The sequence below is a fragment of the Bradyrhizobium tropiciagri genome (assembly GCF_018130505.1).
In the GTDB taxonomy this organism is placed as follows: Bacteria; Pseudomonadota; Alphaproteobacteria; order Rhizobiales; family Xanthobacteraceae; genus Bradyrhizobium; species Bradyrhizobium tropiciagri_B.
This window is the reverse complement of the sequence record NZ_JAFCKH010000010.1, coordinates 165,326-188,164: the sequence shown is the minus strand read 5'-3', so window position 1 is coordinate 188,164 and position 22,839 is coordinate 165,326. Positions and strand designations below refer to the sequence as shown.

Here is a 22,839-nt window from a genome sequence, read left to right as displayed (position 1 = left end):
TTGCGTACCATGGATGACGGCATCACCATCCGGCCGCTCCGGGAGACCGATGCGGAAGCGGTTGTTGCGCTTTACACCAGGGCGGCCGCGGTGGAACCGCGGCTAGGCCCGGTCACGCTGCCGCAATGGGAGCAATTCCTGAAGCTGCCGCAGAACCGCGGCGGCCGCGACTTTCGTATAGCCGAGCGGGGCGGCCGGCTGGTTGGGCTCGCTGAGTCCTCGCTGCGCGATCACGGCGCGCAGCAGTCGCGTTTTCTCAAGATCGTCGTAGCCCCCGAGGCGCGGCGCCGGCGCGTCGGCCTGGCGCTGTTCGACGATGTGCTGGCGATCGACGCCGAGCCCGATCTGACCGTGCAGACGCAGGTCAGCCCCGACTGGCCTGCCGGCATGGCCTTCGTGACCAGATTCGGCTTTGTTCATATCGGATCCGAGATCGGGATGAAGTGCGTGGAACCGCTGCAGCCGTCCCGGACTCTTGCCGCCGCACGCGCCTCGATCGAGCGGGTCACCGACGTGACCCATTGCGCCGGCGAGGTCGCACGCATCCACAACGCCGCCTATGCCTCCGACGCCGCGTTCCGCCTCTACTCGCCCGAGGAGATGGCGCAGCTCTTGATCGATAGCGAAGTCTGGATCGCGTCCGAGGACGGACAGATGTCGGGCTTCTGCCTGACCGAGCCGGAGCAGAACTCGATGTGGATCGAATCGATGGCCGTCGATCCGGTGCGGCAGGGACGCGGGCTCGGCCAGTTGCTGCTCTACCGCGTGCTGACCGCGCACGACGTTTCGGTCGAGCACCCATGCTGGCTCAACGTCTCGAGCCGAAACGCCGCCGCGCTGAAGATCTACCGCCGCCTCGGCTTCCGGCCACAGCACGAAACCTGCCGCTTCAGCGCCACGCGAACCGAATTGATCGCAGCGCGGGCGCGGCTGCTTCGGTAGCGGGGCGCAAAGAGCGCGCACTACGACCCGTCATCCCCGCGCAAAGGCTTTGCCTTTGTCGCTGGAGGCGCGAGCCCTTGCGAGCCTCGAAGGATGGATCGGCCGGGCTGGTGGCCGTCGATCCGTCGAGGCTCGCTCCGCTCGCACCTCCAGCGACAAAGGCAAAGCCTTTGCGCGGGGATGACGGGTCTTTCGTCTTCGCGAAGGATTCACAAGCTCAGGCTCGTGGGATCGGCGCCGCGAGACCGGCTATCGGCGCCCTACGCCCACTCACCCTTGCGGAACACCGGCACAGTGCGGCCGTCGGCGTGGATACCGTCGATATCCGTGTTGGCGGAGCCGATCATCCAGTCGATATGGATCAGGCTCTTGTTGCCGCCTTGCTCCGCGATCTGCTGCGGCGTCAGCTTGTCGCCGTTCACAAAGCACTTCGAGTAGCATTGTCCGAGCGCAATGTGCGACGCCGCGTTCTCGTCGAACAGGGTGTTGAAGAACAGCAGCCCGCTCTTCGAGATCGGCGATGAGTGCGGCACCAGCGCGACCTCGCCGAGCCGGCGCGCGCCCTCGTCGGTGTCGAGCACCTTCTTCAACACTTCCTCGCCGCGCGAGGCCTTGGCCTCGACGATGCGGCCCTCCTCGAACTTGACCGAAATGTTGTCGATCAGCGTGCCCTGATAGGACAGCGGCTTGGAAGAGACGACATGGCCGCTGACGCGACGACAGTGCGGCGTGGTGAAGACCTCCTCGGTCGGGATGTTGGCATTGCAGACGATGCCGTTCTTGGCGGTCGAGGCGCCGCCTTCCCATTCATGGCCGTCGGCGAGCCCGATCACGAGGTCCATGTCCGGGCCGGAATATTTCAGCGCATGGAAGCGCTGGCCATTCAGCCATTGGGTGCGCTCGCGCAGTTTCGCGTTGTGCTTCTCCCAGGCGGCGACGGCGCCGTCCTGGTCGACCCGCGACGCCGAGAAGATCGCATCGGCGAGTTTCGCCACTGCCACATCTTCGGCATCGTCAGGAAAGACCTGCTTTGCCCAGGACGTGCTCGGATAGGCGATGATGTTCCAGTTGGTATCGAAATTGACGATCTTCTCCAGCGCCGGCTGGTAGGCGATCGAATTCGCCTTGCTGGCGCGCGCGACCTTGGCCGGATCCTCGCCCGACAGCAGCATCGGATTGTCGCCGACGATCGCAAGCCGCGCGGTATTCTCGCCGAACGCCTTCGCCATGCCCTCGTAGAGCCAGGTCGCGGCCCGATCGAAGCTCGCATCATGCGCGTAGCGGTAGCGCGCCAGCGTCAACTCTTCATCGGAGAAGAATGGCGTCACGAGGCCGGCGCCGGCCCTGTAGGCGTGCTCCGCGATCCGCCGCACCAGCGGCATCGCCACCGCCGGCGCGGTCAGCAGCAGATCCTGACCAGGCTGCAGCTGCAGCCCGACCTTGACCGCGACTTCGGCGAGCCGGTCGAGCTTTACGGGATCGATCGAGGCGGAAAGATTGCGCTGATGTGCAGTCATGAAGCATCCAGTGTCGATTGGAGAATTGACCGATTCGTAGTCCAATTTGATCCGCGTTCGCAAGGTTCCTGCCGGGATCGCCGATCACGCGACGGCGAGCGGATGCCGCACAATTTACCGCTTCATTGAAGCCAGCACGCGATCGACCATATCAGGGGCGAGTCCGAGATAGTTCTGCGGCGCTGTCAGGCGGTCGATGGTCGCACGATCGATCCGGCTCGCCACCCGGTCATCGGCCGCAAGCGCCTCGGCCAGGGTCAGGCCACTGTCGTTGGCGGCACGGCAGGCGTCGTAGACCACGTCATGCGCCTCCTGACGCCCGATCGCAGGCGCCAGCCCCATCATGACGGCTTCGGCAACGATCAGCCCGCGGCTGATGTCGAGATTGGCGGCCATCCGCTTCTCATCCACGATCAGCCCGCCGAGCGCGAACTTCGCCTGATGCAACGCGCCCGCGGTGAGGACAAAGCTTTCCGGGATCGCCATCCATTCGGCGTGCCATGGGCCGGTGGCGCGCTCGAAATCCTGCACCATCGCATCCAGCATCAGGCCGGCATGCTGCCGTACGGCCTTCGAGGCCGCCAGCATCAGCTCCGACGAGATCGGGTTGCGCTTCTGCGGCATGGTCGAAGAGGCGCCGCGTCCCTTCACGAACGGCTCATAGACTTCGGCGAACTCGGTCGATGCCATGATCATGATGTCGAGCGCGATCTTGCCGAGCGTCCCCGTAACCAGTGCGAGGAAGTTCACCGCTTCCGCGAGGCCGTCGCGCGCGACGTGCCAGGTCGAGACCGGAACGCCGAGGCCGAGCTCCTCGCACAGCGCCTGCTGTACGGCGAATCCCTTGTTGCCGAGTGAAGCCAGCGTGCCGGCGGCGCCGGCGAACTGGCCGACCAGCACGCGCGGCTTCAGCTCGGCCAGCCGTTCGGCGTGGCGGTCGAACGCGGCGAGCCAGATCGCGGTCTTGTAGCCGAAGGTGACCGGCAGCGCCTGTTGCAGGTGGGTGCGGCCCGCCATCGGCGTGTCGCGGTGGCGCTTCGAAAGATCCGCGAGGATGCCGCGGAGCACGGCGATGTCGTCCTCGACGATCTTCAGGCCATCGCGCAATTGCAGCACCACGGCGGTGTCCATGATGTCCTGGGTGGTGGCGCCCCAATGCACGTAGCGCCCGGCCTCGCCGCATTGCTTCACCATCTGGTGCACCAGCGGCAGGATCGGATAGCCGACGTTGTCGGTCTCCTGGCGCAGCAGCTCGAAATCGAGCGCGGCGACATCGGTGCGGTTTGCGATTGCCTCGGCTGCATCGGCCGGGATCACGCCGCAGCGTGCCTCAGCCTTGGCCAGCGCGACCTCCACCTCGGCGTAGCGCGATATCAGACGCAGGTCGGAAAACACCTCGCGCATCTCGCGCGTGCCGAAGGCGTCGCGGAACAGCACGGAATCGAGCACGGTGGTCGAGGTCGGGAAGGCGGGCATAAGCGTATCCTGTGGCCGGTCGCGGTTCGGCTTCGTCCCTATCACGACACGCGCGGGCGCCCTACCCCTCCGCCGCGACCTCGCCGAACACCTCCGCTGCGATCTTGCTGGTCTCGATCGCGGCCGGGACGCCGCAATACATCGCGACCAGCAGCAGCACGTCCTGCACCTGCGCCGCGGTGCAGCCATTGGCCCGCGCGCCCTTGGCATGGACGCGGAACTCGGCGGTCTTGCCGCTCGCCGCCGTGATGCCGAGCATGACCAGGCTGCGGATCGGGTCGGAGAGCCCGCTGCGCTCCCAGACGTCGCCATAGACATAGGCGTTGATGATGTCCTGCAACGGCGTGCCGAAATCGCCCGCGGCCGCCATCCGCTTCGCAACATCGGCCTCGCCGAACATCTTCCGGCGCCGGCGCAGCCCGCGGGCGTGGAGATCGCTGACATCCACCATCGTCGTCTGGCTCCCTGTGTCGACACATATATACGGATAAATTCGACGGGCCTCAATTCGCCAGCGAGCCGACAGCTTGCATCATTATGATATTTGTCCGTATAAATATATCAAAACAGATAGGAGGGGGATCGGGATGAAATTGCGCCTGGGCTTGCTTGTCGTCCTGCTCCTCAATCTTACGGCACCGGCGCTCGCCGCGGAGGATTTCCCGCAGCGCCAGATCAAGATCATCGTGCCCTTCCCGGCCGGCGCCGGTCCCGACAATGTCGCGCGGCTGATCGGCCAATATCTGCAGGATGCATTCGGCCAGACCGTGCTGATCGAGAACCGCGCCGGTGCGCTCGGCAGCATCGGCGCCCAGGAGGTCGCGCGCAGCGCGCCTGACGGCTACACGCTGCTGATGGGCACCAACACCACGCATGCCAGCAACGTCGCGACGTTCAAGAACCTGTCCTACGATCCGGTGAAGGACTTCGTGCCGGTCATCCGCACCACCACGACGGCGATGGTGCTGCTGATCAACCCGAAATCCGAGCCTAAGGACCTGCCGCAGTTTCTCGATTACGCCAAGGCCCATCCGAACTTGACCGCGGGCTACGGCTCGGGTGCCTCGCAGATCTCGATCGCGCAGCTGCAGTCGCGCGGCGCGATGTCGCTGGTGGCAGCGTCCTATCGCGGCGTGCCGCAGGCGATGACCGACGTGATGGCCGGCGTGATTGATCTCACCTTCGGCGATTTCTCGGTGGCGATCCCGCAGATGCAGGGCGGCACGCTGCGCGGCATCGGCGTGACTTCGGCGACCCGCAACGAGCTGACGCCCGGCCTGCCCGCGCTGGCCGAGGTCATGCCCGGCTTCGAGGCCACCATCTGGTACGGACTGTTCGCCCCGGCCGGCACGCCGGCGCCGGTGGTCAATCGCATCTACGCCGAATGCGCAAAGTTCCTGGCGATGCCGGAGACGAAGAAGAAGCTCGCCGATGTCGGCGTGATCGTCTCGCCGCTGGCGCCGGCCGAGTTCGGCGCGTTCGTGAAGGGCGAGGTGGTTCGCTGGTCGGCCGAAATGAAGGCGGCCGGCATCCAGCCGCAATAGACGGAAGCGGCGAGGTCCCGCCATGAGCAGCAACGCACCGGTCGGGGTGATCGGCCTCGGGCTGATGGGATCGGCGCTGGCCGCCCGCCTGATCGACGCCGGCATCGGGGTGATCGGCTTCGACGTCGATGTGGCCAAATCGGATGGATTGAGGGCAAGCGGCGCCGAATTCGCGGCCTTCGCGGCCGAGGTGGCGGAGCGCTGCCGGACCGTCGTCATCGCGGTCTATGACGCCGCGCAGGTCAAGAGCCTTCTGCCCGACCTCGCCAACGCCAGGCTGCCGCCGCTGGTGATCTGCACCACCACCTGCGCGCCCGGGGACATCGCCGTCATCGCCGAATTCGCTGCGCGTTCGCATCTCGCCTTCATCGAGGCGCCGATCTCGGGCACCAGCGCGGAGGTCCGCGCTGGCACCGCCACCGCGCTGGTCGCGGGCGACGCCGGGGCCATCGACGCCGCCGCGGCGACGCTCGACGTCACCTGCCCGCAGCGGATCGATGTCGGCGCGATCGGCAATGCCAGCCGCACCAAGCTCGCCATCAATCTGATCCTGCAGTCCAACCGCGCCGCGCTCGCCGAAGGCATCGTCTTCGCCGAAAGCCTCGGCCTCGACGGTGCCGGCTTCCTTGCGGCCGCGCGCCGGTCGGCGGCCTATTCCGCCGTGATGGACAGCAAGGGCGAGAAGATGCTGGCGCGGGATTTCACGCCGCAATCGCACATCGCGCAGACGCTGAAGGATGCCGAGCTGATCCTGCGCGAGGCCGGCAAGCGCGGCCTGCCCTTGCCGATGACGACGGCACAGGCCAGCCTGCTGCGCGCGGCGATCGCCTTGCAGGGCCCGGACGGCGACAGCGCCACAGTGATCGAAGCGATCCGCGCCGGGCGGGACAGAGGCAGCGGAGAAGGCGGCGGAGGAAGGGCATGATCAACTGCGCGATCGCGGGTCTTGGCCGATGGGGCCGCGCGCTGGTCGAAGCCGCGCGCAACGAGCCGCGGCTTCGGATCGTCAGTGCGGTGGAACCCGACGCGGGCCACGCCGAGAGCTTTTGCGCGGCGCACGGCTGCACGCTCACCAGCATGGACGCCGTGCTGGCCGATCCCGCCATCGACGCGGTGCTGCTGGCGACGCCGCATTCCCTGCACAAGGACCAGGTGATCGCGGCCGCGGCGGCCGGCAAGCAGGTGTTTTGCGAGAAACCGCTCGCGTTGAAGCGCGCCGACGCGGCGGAGATGTTCGCCGCCTGCCGCAGCGCCGGCGTGGTGCTGGCGGTCGGGCATAACCGCAGGTTCTGGCCGTCGATGCAGGCGCTGCGCGCGATCGTCGCCAGTGGCGAGCTCGGAACCGTCCTGCATGTCGAGGGCCACAACAGCAACGAGAACTCGCAGGCCATCACCCAGGGCTGGCGGCTGTCGCCGGAGGAATCGCCGGGCGGCGGGCTGACCGGCGCCGGGCTGCACGTGCTCGACGGCTTTGTCAGCCTGCTCGGCCCGGTCAGTCAGGTCTATGCCCGCTTGAATGCGCGCGAGGCCGGGCCGCCGCCGCTCGACACTGCAACCCTGACGATTGTTTTTGTGAATGGCGTCAGCGGCACCCTTGCGACGATCCGCGCAACGCCGTTCTATTGGCGGGTGCATGTGTTCGGGACGAAGGGATCGGCGGAGGTGCTGGGCGAGGTGACGATGGTGCTGCGGAAATCCGGCGAAGCGCCCGCGACCGTGCAATATTCGGCGGTCGATACGCTCACCGCGGAACTCGCCGCCTTCGCCGATGCGGTCGAGGGCATCAAGCCCTTTCCGGTGCTGGAAGCCGATGTGCTGGCAACGCTCGGCGCGTTCGAGGCCGCGCTGCAGTCGATGCGGACGGGGCACCCGGTCGGCTGCCACGTGGCATACCAGTAAACCGCAATGTCCGAGAAACCCGGCAAGGCGAGATCGTCCCGCTACCGCGACATCGCCACCGGACTGCAGAAGGACATCCGGCTCGGCACCTATGCGGTCGGCAGTCTGCTGCCGACCGAAACCGAGCTGATGGCAAGCTTCCAGGCGAGCCGGCAGACCGTGCGCGAGGCGCTGCGCATCCTGATCGAGCAGGGCCTGATCGTGCGCCGCGCCGGGCTCGGCTCGGTGGTGATCGCCTCCGAACCGCCGGTGCTGTTCACCCACAGCGTCAAATCGCTCGGCGAGTGGCTGCGTTATTCCAACGAAACCTACCGCGATGTCGTGCAAAGCGGCGACATCGTGGCCGACCGCAAGCTCGCCGCGTTGCTCAAATGCGAGCCCGGCAAGAGCTGGTTCCTGATCGAGGCGGTGCGCCGCGCGGACCAGTTCGCGGCCCCGCTGGGCTGGGCCGAGATCTACGTGCTGCGCAAATTCGCCGACGTCGTGAAGCGCAGCGACCACGGCCGCACGCCGGTGCATGAGCAGATCGCCAAGAGCTACGGCCAGGTCACCGAGCGCGCCCAGATGGAAATCTTCGTGCGCGGCATGCCGGCGCCGATCGCAAAGGCGCTCGGCGTCAAGGCCGGCTCGCCGGCGCTCACCGTGGTGCGCCGCTATTATGGTGTGCGGGAGGAGCTGTACGAGGTGACCATCACCACGCACCCCGAAGGGCGCTATACCTACACGATGGACATGCAGCGGTCGCCGCGGCCGGCCCTGTAGCAGGCGCGGCTGCGAATCACCCTGCAGTGGGACAATGCGGAGTTCGGGTCAGCGGGTACCGGCATAGTGCTGCCGCGCCGACGTATGCGCCATTTGCGGCGATCCGACCGCGCCCCAGATCGCAACCGCGATCAGAGCGGCCGCCCACATATACGGCATGGCATTCGGCTGCTTCATCAGTAACGTCACCCCACAGGACGATCAGGCTTTTCCCGGACGATCCGTCCTCGCCAGGGACCTCCGTAAGGCTAGAGCGTGTCCGTTTCAGGACGCCTTCATCGAATCGAAAAATGATTTCATCTGCAATTCGAAATAGGTCTCATAGAAGCTCCGTCTGCATTTTCAGCAAAATGCAGCGGATTTAATCCATGCAGCGTTCGCCGCCGGAGAATGCTTTGCTGAATATCGAGACCGCCGCATGGGAGCTATTCCAAAGACTGACCTCTGAATTCTTTTTGATTGCCGGTTGGAAACAAGCCGTGCGAAGAGTCGGCGTGACAGTACGATGACAAGGGCTCCCCTGTGACCGCTCACCCCGCAAGCTCAAACGGCGCCCAGCGCGCTCGCTCCAAGGAACTGCAGGAGGAGGTTGCGCGATCGCTGGAGCGGGAGCTGAAGCTGCTCGCCGAAGACCGCCAGGAGCGTGCACGCATGCTCGGCCTCGACATCGGCGCGCCAGTCCGCAAGGTCGCCGGCCAGGCGTGACCTAGGTCACGCACCGAGGCTCGCCGCCGAGAACGCCGAATCACCTTCGCTCCGGCCGATTGCAGGACCGTCTCCCCGACGGACGCATTCGCGCGCGCCGGTGGGACGTCGGCACGCGGGCCCAAGTGCCGGCCCGCGCGTCGCTGTTGATCGGGATCGCCGCCGGAATCGTCGGCGGTCCACCGGCATTCCAGGCGACCGTCGATCAGGATCCAATGACAGACCGCGGCCGCACGCCGGCGGCCACGCGGCCGGACTGCGCCCGGCCGGTTGTCATTCGAATGGATGGTCGCCCGCGGCGTCACATGCCGCGGCTCGAACGATCGGAATTTTGCGAGCTTGTCGAACATCGCTCACCTCCTTGTCCGCTGGTCGCGCGGCAGGCCGGTGAGGAACGGCGGTTACGTCAGGCGCGACCACCTCTCCACGCAGCGGAAGCTTGCGCGATCAGTCTTGCTGTGTTGCGGCGTCAGCTGTCGCGGCATCGCCGGATAACTGTCGCCAGAGTTGCTACTGCCCATGTGCCTTCTGCTGGCTCGTGGTCTGCTCGTGTCCGGAACGAATGGTCCGGTGTTGGGGCCCTACGCCCGGCGCGAACGCATGTCAAGCCGAATCCTGTATCCTCCCGGGAGGATGCGTATTATCCTCCCCGGGGGATAGGGAGAACCAGATGTCCGACGACCATCCGCACGCCGCGATCGCCCGCCGCCTGAAGCGCGCCGGCGGTCATCTCGAGACCATCGTCGAGATGATCGAGCAGGGCCGGCCCTGCGCGCAGATCGCGCAGCAATTGCAGGCCGTGGAGAGCGCGATCGAGAGCGCCAAGAAGGCGCTGATCCACGATCACATCGGTCACAGCCTGGAAGCGACGCTGAAGGCTGCGGGCCCGAAGGGCCGCGCCGTGCTGCGCGACTTCAGGCTGATCGCGAAATATCTGTGAGCCTCACGCGGCCCAAAAAATGACCCGCCCGGGGGGATCGCCGGGCGGGTCGGGGTCGACACGGGGTGGATGAGGACCCGTGCCGAGCGCGGAATCCACAGCCTCTGAAATTCGCCGATCAGTAGCAGGTGCGCACGCGGCCGATGTAATTGCCGAAGGCGTCGTACTGGCGCACGAAGCCGCAGCGGCGGTAACCGTCGTCATAGGCGCGGTAGCCGTTGTAGTAGTAGCCGTCGCTGGCGGCGATCGCGCTGCCGACGATGGCGGCACCGACGAGGCCTGCGCCAACGCCATAACCCCAGCCGAGCGGCTTGGCTTCAGCCTGCGAGGTGGTGGACGCGATGGTGCCGGTCACGGCAAGCGCGGTGAGAGCGAGGGCGGCGAACTTGGTCTTGATCGACATCGGATAACTCCATCCTGTCTGGGCGCGGCGCCGGTGTGGTCCGCAATGCCCATAGGACGGAGACGCACGGGTTCCGGTTCGAAATCACGGCCGGAAATATGGTTTCATGAAGTGTTTCGTCGCGGCCTGCGCTGACGAAACAAAGCCGGTCTAGCGGCCTTGCAGCGAGGTTTCGACGTCGAACCGGTCGACGTCGTCGAGCAGTTCGCAGAACGCGCGCGCGCCGTGGTCGAGCAGCGTCTCGCCCTTCGCGGCGGTGGCCTTGGTCGCGTCGCCGATCGCGCCGCTGGGATGCAGGTCCTGCGCCTGCCAGGCGAACGGCGCCGGCCGCTGCGTCGACAAATGCCGGTGCTGCTGCTCGATCGCGATGCTCGCCGGGGTGAAATTGCCGATCGCATCCTTGCGCACATGTTGCGGATATTTCGCCAGCATGATCGAGGTTTCGACCGCGCCGCCATGGATGCCGTGGCGCAATTCGTCGGCGTCGAACAAGCCATCCGGCGTACCGAACCGCGACCAGCTCGTGGTCACCACGAGCATGCTGTGCTGTGCGCGCAAATCCTGCGCCACCAGTTGCATCGCCGCCGAGTTGCCGCCATGGCTCGTCACCATCACCAGCTTCTTCACGCCGATGCGCGCCACGCTCTCGCCGAGCGCCATCCAGCTGTTCAGTGCGACCTTGGTCGGTAACGTCAACGTACCTGGAAAGTTGATGTGCTCGGTCGAGATTCCGACCGCCTGCGTTGGCAGGAAGGTCGCCGGGATCGCCGCCGGCAGCAGTTCGCGGACCCGTGCGAGATACGCCTCGCCGATCATGACGTCGGTTCCGAGCGGCAGATGCGGCCCGTGCTGCTCGGTCGCGGCCAGCGGCAGCACCGCGATCCAGCGCGACGGCGCGCTCTGGGCGATGTCGGGCCAGCGGATGGCGGTCCAGTCACGGGGCGGAAGCTGAGCAGTCATCAGGACAGGCGTTTCATTGGATGAATTTGCAGGGTAGTTTGTTCATCATTTGCGGGGACGGTCCGCGTCTTCGGGGCGTAACCACGTCCCTAGGGGCGTTCCCGCGTCCCTCCGGGCGCGGTCCACGTCCTCCGCCTTCCATCATGGGCCAGAATGATCGACGGAGTCCAACCATGAAGCCGGCCTTTTTGTCGCGAGCGTTAACCACTGGCCTGATTGTCGCCGCCCTGACGGCGCTGGCCGCCCTCGCGCCCGCATCCGCGCAGACCCTGGACAAGGTCTCCTTCGGCACCAACTGGGTCGCCGAGGGTGAGCATGGCGGCTTCTTCCAGGCGGTCGCCGACGGCACCTACGCGAAATACGGCCTCGACGTCACCATCGTGCCCGGCGGCCCCAACGCCAACAACCGCACGCTGCTGATCGCCGGCAAGCTCGACTTCTTCATGAGCGCGAACTCGCTGCAGACCTTTGATGCCGTCACCAACAAGGTGCCGCTGGTCGCCGTCGCCGCCATGTTCCAGAAGGACCCGCAGGTCTTCCTGACCCATCCCGAGATGAAGGTCAGCAAGATCGAGGATCTCAAGCCGCTGACGCTTTTGATCTCCAAGGAAGGCATCACCAGCTACTTCCAGTGGCTGAAATCCGAGTACGGCTTCAGCGAGAGCAAGGTGAAGCCCTACACCTTCAACCCGCAGCCCTTCATCGTCGACAAGCAGACCGCGATGCAGGGCTACGTCACCTCCGAGCCGTTCGCGGTCGAGAAGACCGCAGGCTTCAAGCCGAACGTTCTGTTGCTCGCCGATTACGGCTTCAACACCTATTCGACCCTGATCGAGACTCGCCGCGACATCGTCGACAAGAAGCCGGACCTCGTGCAGCGCTTCGTCGATGCCTCCGTGGTCGGCTGGTATCACTACATCTACGGCGACAATTCGGCCGGCAATGCCATGATCAAGAAGCTCAACCCGGAGATGACCGACGAGCTACTCGCTTATTGCGTCGCCAAGATGCGCGAGCACGGCATCGTCGATTCCGGCGACACCGTCAAGAACGGCATCGGCGCCATGACCGACGAGCGGATGGCGAGCTTCTTCGACAAGATGGTGCGCGCCGGCGTCGTCAAGAGCACGATCGATTATCGCCAGGGCTATACGCTGCGCTTCGTCAACAAGGCGGTCGGCGTCGAGCTGCGGCCGAAGAACTGAGCGCCGGCCGCGTGATGGCCCAGTCTGTGGCGCCGGACACCAAGGCCGCTGCCGTGCGCCTGCGCGGCGTGACGAAAATCTATGACACCGGCGTCGCAGCGCTCGGGCCGCTCGATCTCGACGTCAACAGCGGCGAATTCGTCTCGCTGCTCGGGCCCTCAGGCTGCGGCAAGTCCACCGCGCTGCGGCTGATCGCCGGACTGTCGGCACCGAGCGCGGGCACCGTCGAGCTCTCGCATCGCGGCGCGCAGCGGCCCGGCAGCCACCGCATCGGCTTCGTGTTCCAGGAGCCGACTTTGATGCCGTGGGCCACCGTGCGCGACAATGTCCGCCTGCCGTTCCGCCTCGCACATGCACCCGCCGCCGACGCCGATACGCGCATCGACGATGCGCTCGACCAGGTCGGGCTCGCCGAGTTCGCCGGCGCCTATCCGCGCGAATTGTCCGGCGGCATGAAGATGCGGGTGTCGCTGGCGCGCGCGCTGGTCACCGATCCGGACATCCTGTTGATGGACGAGCCGTTCGCGGCGCTGGACGAGATCACGCGCTTTCGTCTCAACAACGATCTGCTGTCGCTGTGGCGCAGCCTGCACAAGACCGTCATTTTCGTGACACACTCGGTGTTCGAGTCGGTCTATCTCTCGCAGCGCGTGATCGTGATGACGGCGCGGCCCGGCCGGATCGGCGCCGAGTTTCGCATTAGCGCGCCGGAGCCGCGCGGCGAGGAGTTCCGCACCTCGGCCGAATATGCCGCGTTCTGCCGCGAGGTTTCCAACGCGCTGGCGCCGTCCTACGCAGGGCAACGCGGCGCATGACATCCCCCCGCGATATCATCCGCTTGCTGCTGCCGGTCGCGGTGCTCGCCGCCGGCCTGCTCGTCTGGGAAGCGCTCGTCCGCGCCTATGACATCCAGCCCTATGTGCTGCCGAGCCCGCTCCTGGTGCTGCAGACCCTGATCAGCGACTGGGGCGTGCTGTCGCAATCGCTCGGCGTCACGCTGCTCACCACGCTGGAAGGCTTCGTTGCCGCGGCGATCGGCGGCATCGCGCTGGCGCTGTTGTTCAACCAGTCGAAATGGCTCGAATATTCGTTGTTTCCCTACGCGATCATCCTGCAGGTCACGCCCGTGATCGCGATCGCGCCGCTGCTCCTGATCTATCTGCAGCAGCAGACCGCCGTGATCGTCTGCGCCTGGATCGTCGCGTTCTTCCCGGTGCTCTCGAACACCACACTTGGCCTCAACTCGGTCGACCGCAACCTCGCCGGATTGTTTCAACTTTATGGCGCCTCACGGCTGCAGACGCTGCTGTTCCTGAAACTGCCCGGCGCGCTGCCCTATATTCTCGGCGGCCTGCGCATCGCCGGCGGGCTGTCGCTGATCGGCGCCGTGGTCGCCGAGATCGCGGCCGGCAGCGCCGGCGCCGGCTCGGGGCTGGCGTTCCGGATCGCCGAATCCGGCTACCGGCTGAATATTCCCCGCATGTTCGCGGCGCTTTTGCTGCTATCGCTGGCCGGGATTGTCATCTATGGGCTGCTGGCGCTAATTTCGCACCTGCTGTTGCGGCGCTGGCACGAGAGTGCGCTAGGAAAGGAAAGCTGATGGCCTCGATTTCTTCCGACAAGATCGATCTGCTGATTTACGGACCGATCCGGCCAATCCTCGAGAACGGCTTTTCCGATCAATATGTGCTGCACAAGGCCGAGAGCCGCGGCGACCTCGAGCGGCTGACGCCGGACACGCTGGCCAAGATCCGCGGCATCGCCGTCACCTATCACACGATGGCGACCAACAAGACCGCGCTGGCGCTGTTCCCCAAGCTCGAGATCGTCGGCAGCTTCGGCGTCGGCTACGACCACATCGATTCCCATTACGCGCGCGATCACAACATCGTGGTCACCAACACGCCCGACGTGCTGACCGAGGAGGTCGCCGACGTCGCGATGGGGCTGCTGATCTCGACGCTGCGCGAATTCGTCAAGGCCGACCGCTACGTGCGCTCCGGCCTGTGGCAGACGCAGAACTATCCGCTCAGCGTCGGCTCGCTGCGCGACCGCAAGATCGGCATCGTCGGCATGGGCCGGATCGGCCAGGCGATCGGCCGCCGCCTCGAGGCCTCGCTGGTGCCGGTGTCGTATCACTCGCGCAATCCCGCCGCCGGCGTGGCCTACAAGCATTATCCCGACCTGATCGAGATGGCGAAGGCGGTCGATACGTTGATCGTGATCGTGCCGGGCGGCGCCTCGACCGCAAAGATGATCAATGCCGACGTGCTGAAGGCGCTCGGCCCGCGCGGCGTCGTGATCAACGTCGCGCGCGGCTCGGTCGTCGACGAGCCGGCGCTGGTCGCGGCGCTCAAGTCGGGCACCATCCTCGCCGCCGGCCTCGACGTGTTCGCCGCCGAACCGAACGTGCCGGACGAACTGAAGGCGATGCAGAACGTCGTGCTGCTGCCGCATATCGGCTCGGCCTCGGTGGTCACGCGTAACGCGATGGACCAGCTCGTGGTCGACAACATCAAGAACTGGTTCGACGGCAAGCCGCCGCTGACGCCGGTGGCCGAAACCCCGGTGAAGGGCCGCTGATGCCGCTGTCCCGCTTCAGCGCCGCGTTCGTTCTGCTGCTGGCCGCATGCGGCGGCGCAGCGGCGCAGGACGTCTCGACGCTGAAAAAGGACATGATCGGCCAGTGGGAGCTCGCCACCACCGACCGCAGCAAGACCTGCGTCGTGACGCTGAAGGGCGATGCGGCGCCGCAGGGCTTCAGGCTCGAGCTCGAGCCGGCCTGCGCCGCCGCGCTGCCGTTCAGCAAGGACATCACCGGCTGGAGCATCAAGGGCCTCGGCGACATCGTGCGGCTGCAGAGCGCGACCGGCGAGGCGGTGATCGATTTCACCGAGGTCGAGACCGGCATCTTCGAGGGGCTGCGCACCAACGAAGGCGTCTACATCCTGCAGAACCTCGCCGCCGCGCGCTCGCTGGCCAAATCGATGGACCAGATGATCGGCGACTGGTCGATGGTCCGCGGCAACGGCCAGGCGATCTGCACGCTGGTGTTGACCAACACCGACGCTGGCAACGACAATTTCCAGGTCTTCGTGAAGGGCAAATGCGACCCCGCGGTTACGGCCTTCAATCCGAGCCTGTGGCGGCTCGACCACGGCCAGATGCTGCTGATGTCGGCCAAGGGCGAGACCTGGCAATTCGAGGCCGACGACAACGCCCAATGGCGCCGCGTCCCCGACACCGCCGCCCCCCTGATCATGCTGCGCGAGCAGTGACGGACCTGTAGCCCGGATGGAGCGCAGCGCAATCCGGGACCGGTGATGACCGCGGAGAGCGCGGCCCCGGATTGCGCTGCGCTCCATCCGGGCTACGGCATGCAATCGGCGCTCACGAAAGCAGGGACGACAGTCCCGATGAGGAACCGACTGCGGTCCGAGCCCCCAAAATAATTCCCGGCCCGGTGTCGATCCGACCCGTTCCGGATCGTCGTCCCCTGTAGCGAGCCGATCCAGCGGCGATCATCGCCGCTTCTCGCCCTACAGGAGTTTTCCGATGCGCTTCATGTATATCGTCACCTCCTCGCAGCCCCCGCGGCCGCCGACGCCCGCCCTGATGGAGGCGATGGGCAAGCTGGCCGAGCGCGAGATCAAGGCGGGCCGCATGCTCGACAATGGCGGGCTGTTGCCGGTCGCGATGGGCGCTCAGGTGCGCATCACCGACGGTGAGCTGAACGTCGTTGACGGCCCGTTCGTCGAGGCCAAGGAAATGATCGGCGGCTACGCGATCTTCGAGCTGCGCAACAAGGAGGAAGCCGTGGCGGCCGCCGTGGAGTTCATGCAACTGCACAAGGAGCACATGCCCGGCTGGGACGGGATCTGCGAGGTTCGTCAGTTTGCCGGCTTTGCCGGCGAGTGCAGCGGCCAATAGGGAGGATGTGCGATGCGCTTCATGTACGTCCTGGTGGCCGAGAAGCCGATGCTGCCGAATCCTGCCTTGCGCGAAGCGATCGGCAAGATGGCCGAACGCGAGATTGCGGCCGGCCGCATGCTCGATACCGGCGCGCTGTTGCCACGCACCGCCGGCGCGGAGGTCCGGATCAAGGACCGCAAGCTCAACGTCACCGATGGTCCCTACATGGAGGCCAAGGAGGTGGTCGGCGGCTACGCAATCTTCGAGCTGAAGGACAAGGAGGAGGCTGTGGCGCGCGCCGTCGAGTTCATGCAGCTGCACCTCGATCACATGCCGGACTGGGAACTGTCATGCGAGGTCCGTCCCTTCATGGCGTGCTGACGGCATGACGGCCGACGACGTCAGACGCACCATCCTCGGCGTGTGGCGCATCGAGCAGCCGCGGCTGATCACCAGCCTGTCGCGGATGCTGCGCGACGTGCCGCTCGCCGAAGATCTGACTCAGGAAACGCTGATCGCCGCGCTCGAGCACTGGCCGATAGATGGCGTCCCGGAGAAGCCGGGCGCCTGGCTGATGGCGACCGCCAAGCGGCGTGCGCTCGATCATTTGCGCCATGTCAGCATGCGCAGCCAGAAGCACGGCATGCTGGCGCATGATCTGGCGCGGGAGCAGGAAACCATGCCCGATTTCGATTCCGCGCTCGACGACGATATCGGCGATGAGCTGCTGCGATTGATCTTCACCGCCTGCCATCCGCGCCTGTCGCGCGAGGCGCGTGCGGCGCTGGCGCTGCGCATGATCTGCGGCCTCACCACCGAGGAGATCGCACGCGCTTTCCTGCAGTCGGAGACGGCGATCGCCCAGCGCATCGTGCGCGCCAAGCGCACGCTGTCGAGCTCCGGCCTCGCCTATGAAACCCCGTGCAGGGAGGAGCTGTCGGAACGGCTCGCCTCCGTGCTGGAGGTCGTCTATCTCATCTTCAACGAGGGCTATACCGCGGCGACCGGCGATGAATGGCTGCGGCCGCAGCTCTGCAACGATGCGCTGCGCATGGGCCGCGTGCTGGCCGCGATCGCGCCGCAGGAGCCGGAAGCGCATGGGCTGCTGGCGCTGATGGAGTTCAACGCCTCGCGGATGGCGGCACGCACCGATGCGGCCGGCGAGCCGATCCTCCTGATGGACCAGAACCGCGCGCGATGGGATCGCCTGCAGATCCGCCGCGGCCGGCTGGCGCTGGCGCGCACCCGCGAGCTCGGCGGAGGCGGCGGCTTCTACGCGCTGCAGGCCATGATCGCGGGCTGCCACGCCGAGGCCGAAGCACCCGAGGCGACCGACTGGGCTCGGATCGCCACGCTCTACGGCGATCTCGCCGCGCTGGTGCAATCGCCGGTGATCGAGCTCAACCGCGCGGTCGCGATCGGAATGGCGGAAGGGCCGCAGGCCGCGCTTGCGATCGTCGAGGCCCTCGCCGATGAGCCGCTGCTGAAATGCTACCATCTGCTGCCGAGCGTGCGCGGCGATCTGCTGCAGAAGCTCAGCCGGTTCGACGAAGCCCGCGCCGCATTCGAGTCCGCGGCCGCCCTCGCCGGCAACGCCCGCGAGCGCGAATTGCTGTTGCGGCGCGCCGCACACGCGGCAAAAGCCGCGCGAGACCCGTAGCCCGGATGAAGCGAAGCGCAATCCGGGGCGGTACATCCACGGAGAGTGCGGCCCCGGATTTCGCTGCGCTCCATCCGGGCTACGACTGCACAGGGCTCCGCGCTTTCGACTCAAAGAGCCCTTAGGCTCGATCGACGCTCATCGAACCCGGAGCCGCAATCCATGACGAAGCCATCGGTGCTGGCGATCGGCCTCGACCCGGCCGTCGTCGACCTCTCCGTGCTGCCGCAATTCACGCCCGAACTGGTGCGCAGCTATATCGAGACGCAGCTCGAAGGCCTGCGCACACTCGGCTATGACGTCGAAAGCTGCCTGATCGATCTCGGCGACACCGCCGAGCCGGTGGCGACCGCGGCCCTGCTGGCGAAGCGCTATGATTGCGTCGTGATCGGCGCCGGACTGCGCGAGCCGCCGGAGCGGCTGGTGCTGTTCGAGAAGATCCTCAATCTCGTGCACCGGCTCGCCCCCGATGCCCCGATCTGCTTCAACACCAACCCGGCCGACACCGCCGCCGCCGTGCAACGCTGGATCAGGCCGTAGATCGGCAACCGGAGAACGCGAGGCTGCATCCCCATCCTCCGCTGTCATCGCCCGCCTCGACCGGGCGATTCAGTACGCCGGGACCTTTCGGCTCTATCACCACTGCTTCTGGAATACTGGATCACCCGGTCAAGCCGGGTGATGACACCGCGTGGTGTGGCAGGCGCTGTGCCACAAAGCTTGCTGTCGTCCTGGCGAAAGCCGGAGGCGAACATATCGCGAGAACGCGATGCGTGTCCCGTCCTCCGCCGTCATCGCCCGGCTCTACCTTGCGATGACGGCTGAGGATGGGGCCGCTGTTGCACGACCGTCATACTCGCATGCAAATCGAATCGGTGACTGGCACTGCCGGAGTTGCTATTGCGAATTAGTTGCAATAAGAGAGAGGAAGGATAGTTGCTGATCTGGCTTGGAATGACGCAGATCGGGACTGGGGACGACGGGCGATGACTTCACATCTCGGGCGGCGAAACGCCGCCAAAACTGCGATATCTGGCAATTCGGCCCACCACCTGCCGGATAGCGCCGCGTCATGACCTGTATCCGCCTCTTCCGCGTCCAGATCGCCGCCGGCGCCGCGCTCGGCGCGGCCGCCTTCGGCACGCCGGCAAATGCCGCCGACATCGCGCTCAAGTCGCCGGCGGCCCGGCAGGTCTACAGCTGGACCGGTTTCTACGCCGGCGCCCATGTCGGTTATGGCGACGGCAGCCTTGGCCCCGGCACCAATCCGCTGCCCGAACAAGGCTACGTGTTTCCGCCGACCATCACTGGCGGGATCGGCGGCTTCCAGGTCGGATACAACAGGGAATTCGCCAACCGCTTCGTGCTCGGCGTCGAGGCCGATGCGACGTTCACCAGCCCCACCGACACGGTGCGGCGGCAACCTGTCCCGTTCGATGCGACGATCGACTATGTCGGCACTCTGCGCGGCCGCGTCGGCTATTCGTTCGGCTCCTGGATGCCTTACCTCACCGGCGGCTTCGCCTGGGGGCACAGCCACGCCAAGATCAACGACGCCGACGGCGCGACAATCTCCGAGCCGGGCCAGAACCAGACCGGCTGGACGGCGGGAGCCGGCGCCGAGTTTGCGCTGAGCGGCAACTGGACCGCCAAGATCGAGTACGAGTATGTCGACCTGACTCGCAAGACGCTCGGCCTCGCCGATTTCGGCATGCCCGGCGTCGCGATCGAGCCGCGGCTGCATCTATTGAAGTTCGGCCTGAACTATCAGCTCGGCGACGCGCCGTGGTCGGCGGCGCCGACGCGGTCCGCGCTGCCGGAATCCGATAACTGGAGCGTGCACGCGCAGACGACGCTGCTGCCGCAGGGCTATCTGAACTTCCGCGCGCCCTACACCGGCACCAACAGCCTTCCCGGCCCCGGGCAGACGCAGATGACCTGGACCACGACCGCATTCCTCGGCGTGCGGCTGTGGGAGGGCGGCGAGTTCTACTTCAACCCCGAGACCGCGCAGGGGTTCGGCCTCAACGGCACGCTCGGCCTCGCCGGCTTCTCGAATGGTGAAGCGCAGAAGGCCGGCGCGCCGTATCCGAAGATCCGGCCGCAGCGCTATTACTTCAAGCAGACCTTCGGCTTCGGTGGCGAGCAGGAAGAGGTCGCCGACGGCCCCAACCAGATCGCGGGTAAGCGCGACGTCGACCGGCTCACGCTGATCGTCGGCCGCTTCGCGGTCGGTGATTTCTTCGACGGCAATTCCTACGCCAAGGACCCGCGCGCCGACTTCATGAACTGGGCGATGTGGGCGTCGGCGGCCTACGACTTCCCGGCCGACCTGCCCGGCTACACCCGCGGCGCGGTGGTCGAATTCAACCGCAAGGACTGGGCGGTGCGCGCCGGCGTCTTCCAGGTGCCGAACGCGCCGAACAGCGACGTGCTGGTCTACAACACCGGCGGCGCGGTGGTGGAGTTCGAGGGCCGCTATGCGGTGTTCGACCAGCCCGGCAAGTTCCGCGTCGGCATCTTCGGCAACCGCGGCAACACCGGCAATTACCGCCAGGCGCTGGCGATCGAGGACGCCAATCCCGGGCTCGACATCAACGACGTGATGGCGGGCATCCGCAAGGACAATCCGAAGTACGGCTTCTATCTCAACGGCGAGCAGCAGATCATCCAGGACGTCGGCCTGTTCGGCCGGCTCTCCTGGAACGACGGGCAGAACGAGATCCTGTCGTTCACCGATGTCGACCGCAGCCTGTCGGGCGGTCTGTCGATCAAGGGCGGCCGCTGGGGACGGCCGAACGACACCATCGGCATCGGTGGTGCGGTCAACGGCCTGTCCGCCGCGCATCGCGACTTCCTCGCCGCCGGCGGCCTTGGCCTGCTGATCGGCGACGGCGCGCTGAATTACAGCCCGGAGCGGATTTTCGAGACCTACTACGCCTATCAGGTGAACAAGAACCTGACGCTGACCGCGGACTATCAGTTCATCACCAACCCCGCCTACAACGCCGACCGCGGCCCGGTGCACATCTTCTCCGGCCGCGTGCACGGGGAGTTCTGACGGTCGCGTAGTCCGGATGAAGCGGAGCGCAATCCGGGGCAGAGCATCCGCAGAGAGTGCGGCCCCGGATTTCGCTTCGCTGCATCCGGGCTACGGTTCCCGTCATCCTGAGGAGCGCGTAGCGCGTCTCGAAGGATCGACGGCCACCAGCCGGGCCGCGCATCCTTCGAGACGCGCCCGCGGCGCTCCTCAGGATGACGGATCTAGCTTCGCAATGACGGTTGGAATGGGTGCGGGCGCAAAGCCCCTCTCCCCACTCAGATATATGTAGACCCCCCGGGCTTGCCGCAAGCCCGGGGTCATCCCGTAGAACCCGCGCCGATCGAACCCAGGGGAGTGCGGGATGCAAGGACATGACGTGGTGATTGCCGGCGGCGGGCCGACCGGGCTGATGCTGGCGGGTGAACTTTCGCTCGGGGGCGTCGACGTTGCGATCGTCGAGCGGCGCGCCAGCCAGGAACTGGTCGGCTCGCGCGCCGGCGGGCTGCATGCGCGCAGCATCGAGGTGCTCGATCAGCGCGGCATCGCCGACCGGTTCCTCGCCGAGGGACAGCGCCATACGGTGGTGCACGTCCACCCGATCCCGCTCGACATCAGCGACCTGCCGACCCGGCACAATTACACGCTCGGCCTGTGGCAGAACCATATCGAGCGCATCCTGGCCGGATGGGTCGGCGAATTCGGCGTGCCGGTCTATCGCGAGCTTGAAGTCACCGGCTTCGCCCAGGACGAGCGCGGCGTCGACGTCGCGCTCTCGGACGGCGGGGCGCTGCGGGCGCAATATCTCGTCGGCTGCGACGGCGGGCGCAGCATCATCCGCAAGGCGGCCGGCATCGATTTTCCCGGCTTCGATCCGACCACGAGCTGGCTGATCGCCGAAGCGCGAATGTCGGAGGAAGCGGCCTTCGGCGTCCGCCACGACGATGCCGGCATCCATGGCATCGGAAGGCTGGAGGATGGCGTTGGCGTGCGGGTCGTGCTGACCGAGCGGCAGCTCGGCAGCGCCGAACCCGGCTTGAGCGACGTGCAGCAAGCCCTGATCGGCGTCTACGGGACCGACTTCGGGATTCACAGTCCCCACTGGATCTCGCGGTTCACCGACATGACCCGCCAGGCCGCCGCCTATCGCGCGCGACGCGTGCTGTTGGCCGGCGACGCCGCGCATATCCATGCCCCGACCGGCGGACAGGGCCTCAATCTCGGCGCGCAGGACGCGGTCAATCTCGGATGGAAGCTGGCCCAGGTGATCAAGGGCGTTGCGCCCGACAGCCTGCTCGACAGCTACCACGCCGAGCGCCATCCGGTCGGCGCCCGCGTGCTGCGCCGGACCATGGCGCAGGTCGCGCTTCGCCGCAGCGATGCGCGCAGCAAGGCGATCGAGGAATTGATGACCGAGTTGCTCGGCATGGACGCGCCGCGCAAGCGCTTCGCCGCGACGATGACCGGGCTGGACATCCGCTACGATCTCGGCGACGGCCATCCGCTGCTCGGACGTCGCATGCCCGATCTCGACATCGTCACTGCTGGCGGCGAGACGCGGGTCTACGCCCTGCTGCACTGGGCGCGGCCGGTGCTGCTCAATCTCGGCGAGTCCGGCACCATCGACATCGCCGGCTGGAGCGATCGGGTGCAGCTCGTCGATGCGCAACACTGCGGCGCATGGGAGCTTCCGGTGCTCGGCGCGGTCGCCGCGCCCACCGCCGTACTGATCCGGCCCGACGGATATGTGGCGTGGGTCGGAGATCGAAGCGGGTCAGGTCTCACCGAGGCGTTGAGCAAATGGTTCGGCGAGCCTGCGGCGTAGGTACCTCTCTCCGTCGTCCCGGCGAAAGCCGGGACGACACTGAGTGTGT

The 22,839-nt window shown here is 66.4% G+C and carries 25 protein-coding genes; 19 read left to right on the top strand and 6 right to left on the bottom strand.

Annotated features, from left to right (window positions below):
- Nucleotides 1-9 precede the first annotated feature (9 nt).
- On the top strand, nucleotides 10-942 hold the full coding sequence (locus tag JQ633_RS25160; RefSeq protein ID WP_249159651.1) for a GNAT family N-acetyltransferase: 933 nt from the start codon (nucleotides 10-12) through the stop codon (nucleotides 940-942).
- Between the two features lie 260 nt (nucleotides 943-1,202).
- Here the strand turns inward: JQ633_RS25160 and JQ633_RS25155 are convergent, their stop codons facing one another.
- The 3 genes from JQ633_RS25155 to JQ633_RS25145 form a co-directional block, all read right to left on the bottom strand.
- Complete coding sequence (locus JQ633_RS25155; protein WP_211987778.1) at nucleotides 1,203-2,459, bottom strand: aminopeptidase; 1,257 nt, start codon at nucleotides 2,457-2,459, stop codon at nucleotides 1,203-1,205.
- A gap of 114 nt (nucleotides 2,460-2,573) precedes the next feature.
- Nucleotides 2,574-3,935 (bottom strand): 3-carboxy-cis,cis-muconate cycloisomerase, encoded by a 1,362-nt coding sequence (pcaB, locus tag JQ633_RS25150; RefSeq protein ID WP_211987777.1) that lies wholly within the window; start codon nucleotides 3,933-3,935, stop codon nucleotides 2,574-2,576.
- Nucleotides 3,936-3,996: 61 nt separating this feature from the next.
- On the bottom strand, nucleotides 3,997-4,386 hold the full coding sequence (locus JQ633_RS25145; protein ID WP_211987776.1) for a carboxymuconolactone decarboxylase family protein: 390 nt from the start codon (nucleotides 4,384-4,386) through the stop codon (nucleotides 3,997-3,999).
- Nucleotides 4,387-4,522: 136 nt separating this feature from the next.
- On the opposite strand from JQ633_RS25145, the gene JQ633_RS25140 reads away from it, so the two are divergent.
- The 4 genes from JQ633_RS25140 to JQ633_RS25125 are packed head-to-tail and all read left to right on the top strand — an operon-like array spanning nucleotide 4,523 to nucleotide 8,140.
- On the top strand, nucleotides 4,523-5,479 hold the full coding sequence (locus tag JQ633_RS25140) for a Bug family tripartite tricarboxylate transporter substrate binding protein (protein ID WP_211987775.1): 957 nt from the start codon (nucleotides 4,523-4,525) through the stop codon (nucleotides 5,477-5,479).
- Nucleotides 5,480-5,501: 22 nt separating this feature from the next.
- Nucleotides 5,502-6,404: an NAD(P)-dependent oxidoreductase gene (locus JQ633_RS25135; RefSeq protein WP_211987774.1), complete on the top strand. Its 903-nt coding sequence runs from the start codon at nucleotides 5,502-5,504 to the stop codon at nucleotides 6,402-6,404.
- Complete coding sequence (locus JQ633_RS25130; RefSeq protein ID WP_211987773.1) at nucleotides 6,401-7,378, top strand: Gfo/Idh/MocA family protein; 978 nt, start codon at nucleotides 6,401-6,403, stop codon at nucleotides 7,376-7,378. Before JQ633_RS25135 ends, JQ633_RS25130 begins: the two co-directional genes overlap by 4 nt.
- A gap of 6 nt (nucleotides 7,379-7,384) precedes the next feature.
- Complete coding sequence (locus tag JQ633_RS25125) at nucleotides 7,385-8,140, top strand: GntR family transcriptional regulator (protein WP_211987772.1); 756 nt, start codon at nucleotides 7,385-7,387, stop codon at nucleotides 8,138-8,140.
- Nucleotides 8,141-8,188: 48 nt separating this feature from the next.
- Here JQ633_RS25125 and JQ633_RS35460 read toward each other — a convergent pair whose 3' ends face one another.
- Nucleotides 8,189-8,317 carry a hypothetical protein gene (locus JQ633_RS35460; RefSeq protein WP_283812819.1) on the bottom strand — a complete coding sequence of 43 codons (129 nt, stop codon included), beginning with the start codon at nucleotides 8,315-8,317 and terminating at the stop codon, nucleotides 8,189-8,191.
- Between the two features lie 191 nt (nucleotides 8,318-8,508).
- Between JQ633_RS35460 and JQ633_RS25120 the strand changes: the two genes are divergently transcribed.
- The 3 genes from JQ633_RS25120 to JQ633_RS25110 all read left to right on the top strand — a co-directional run bounded on the left by JQ633_RS25120 (nucleotide 8,509) and on the right by JQ633_RS25110 (nucleotide 9,785).
- The gene (locus tag JQ633_RS25120) at nucleotides 8,509-8,649 is read left to right on the top strand and encodes a hypothetical protein (RefSeq protein WP_211987771.1); all 141 of its coding nucleotides are present in this window, start codon (nucleotides 8,509-8,511) and stop codon (nucleotides 8,647-8,649) included.
- A 13-nt stretch (nucleotides 8,650-8,662) separates the two neighbouring features.
- Nucleotides 8,663-8,845, top strand: coding sequence for a hypothetical protein (locus tag JQ633_RS25115; protein WP_211987770.1), 183 nt, complete (start codon nucleotides 8,663-8,665; stop codon nucleotides 8,843-8,845).
- A 670-nt stretch (nucleotides 8,846-9,515) separates the two neighbouring features.
- Nucleotides 9,516-9,785 carry a metal-sensing transcriptional repressor gene (locus JQ633_RS25110; protein WP_211987769.1) on the top strand — a complete coding sequence of 90 codons (270 nt, stop codon included), beginning with the start codon at nucleotides 9,516-9,518 and terminating at the stop codon, nucleotides 9,783-9,785.
- Nucleotides 9,786-9,903: 118 nt separating this feature from the next.
- Here JQ633_RS25110 and JQ633_RS25105 read toward each other — a convergent pair whose 3' ends face one another.
- Both JQ633_RS25105 and JQ633_RS25100 read right to left on the bottom strand, forming a co-directional pair.
- Nucleotides 9,904-10,188, bottom strand: a complete 285-nt coding sequence (locus JQ633_RS25105; protein WP_211987768.1) for a hypothetical protein — start codon at nucleotides 10,186-10,188, stop codon at nucleotides 9,904-9,906.
- 150 nt (nucleotides 10,189-10,338) lie between these two features.
- Entirely contained in the window at nucleotides 10,339-11,148 is an 810-nt protein-coding gene (locus JQ633_RS25100; RefSeq protein ID WP_211987767.1) for a creatininase family protein, read from the bottom strand.
- A 173-nt stretch (nucleotides 11,149-11,321) separates the two neighbouring features.
- Between JQ633_RS25100 and JQ633_RS25095 the strand changes: the two genes are divergently transcribed.
- The 11 genes from JQ633_RS25095 to JQ633_RS25045 all read left to right on the top strand — a co-directional run bounded on the left by JQ633_RS25095 (nucleotide 11,322) and on the right by JQ633_RS25045 (nucleotide 22,790).
- Nucleotides 11,322-12,353 (top strand): ABC transporter substrate-binding protein, encoded by a 1,032-nt coding sequence (locus JQ633_RS25095; protein ID WP_211987766.1) that lies wholly within the window; start codon nucleotides 11,322-11,324, stop codon nucleotides 12,351-12,353.
- A 14-nt stretch (nucleotides 12,354-12,367) separates the two neighbouring features.
- Entirely contained in the window at nucleotides 12,368-13,168 is an 801-nt protein-coding gene (locus JQ633_RS25090; protein WP_211987765.1) for an ABC transporter ATP-binding protein, read from the top strand.
- Nucleotides 13,165-13,953, top strand: coding sequence for an ABC transporter permease (locus tag JQ633_RS25085; protein WP_211987764.1), 789 nt, complete (start codon nucleotides 13,165-13,167; stop codon nucleotides 13,951-13,953). The genes JQ633_RS25090 and JQ633_RS25085 overlap by 4 nt, the downstream gene beginning before the upstream one ends.
- The gene (locus JQ633_RS25080) at nucleotides 13,953-14,936 is read left to right on the top strand and encodes a 2-hydroxyacid dehydrogenase (protein WP_211987763.1); all 984 of its coding nucleotides are present in this window, start codon (nucleotides 13,953-13,955) and stop codon (nucleotides 14,934-14,936) included. Before JQ633_RS25085 ends, JQ633_RS25080 begins: the two co-directional genes overlap by 1 nt.
- A gap of 92 nt (nucleotides 14,937-15,028) precedes the next feature.
- Entirely contained in the window at nucleotides 15,029-15,631 is a 603-nt protein-coding gene (locus tag JQ633_RS25075; protein ID WP_211987946.1) for an AprI/Inh family metalloprotease inhibitor, read from the top strand.
- A 277-nt stretch (nucleotides 15,632-15,908) separates the two neighbouring features.
- On the top strand, nucleotides 15,909-16,283 hold the full coding sequence (locus JQ633_RS25070) for a YciI family protein (RefSeq protein ID WP_211987762.1): 375 nt from the start codon (nucleotides 15,909-15,911) through the stop codon (nucleotides 16,281-16,283).
- A 12-nt stretch (nucleotides 16,284-16,295) separates the two neighbouring features.
- Entirely contained in the window at nucleotides 16,296-16,646 is a 351-nt protein-coding gene (locus JQ633_RS25065; protein ID WP_211987761.1) for a YciI family protein, read from the top strand.
- Between the two features lie 4 nt (nucleotides 16,647-16,650).
- The gene (locus JQ633_RS25060) at nucleotides 16,651-17,925 is read left to right on the top strand and encodes an RNA polymerase sigma factor (RefSeq protein WP_211987760.1); all 1,275 of its coding nucleotides are present in this window, start codon (nucleotides 16,651-16,653) and stop codon (nucleotides 17,923-17,925) included.
- Nucleotides 17,926-18,087: 162 nt separating this feature from the next.
- Nucleotides 18,088-18,465, top strand: coding sequence for a hypothetical protein (locus tag JQ633_RS25055; RefSeq protein ID WP_211987759.1), 378 nt, complete (start codon nucleotides 18,088-18,090; stop codon nucleotides 18,463-18,465).
- A 532-nt stretch (nucleotides 18,466-18,997) separates the two neighbouring features.
- On the top strand, nucleotides 18,998-20,986 hold the full coding sequence (locus JQ633_RS25050) for a carbohydrate porin (RefSeq protein ID WP_211987758.1): 1,989 nt from the start codon (nucleotides 18,998-19,000) through the stop codon (nucleotides 20,984-20,986).
- Between the two features lie 343 nt (nucleotides 20,987-21,329).
- The gene (locus JQ633_RS25045; protein WP_211987757.1) at nucleotides 21,330-22,790 is read left to right on the top strand and encodes an FAD-dependent monooxygenase; all 1,461 of its coding nucleotides are present in this window, start codon (nucleotides 21,330-21,332) and stop codon (nucleotides 22,788-22,790) included.
- Nucleotides 22,791-22,839: the final 49 nt, after the last annotated feature.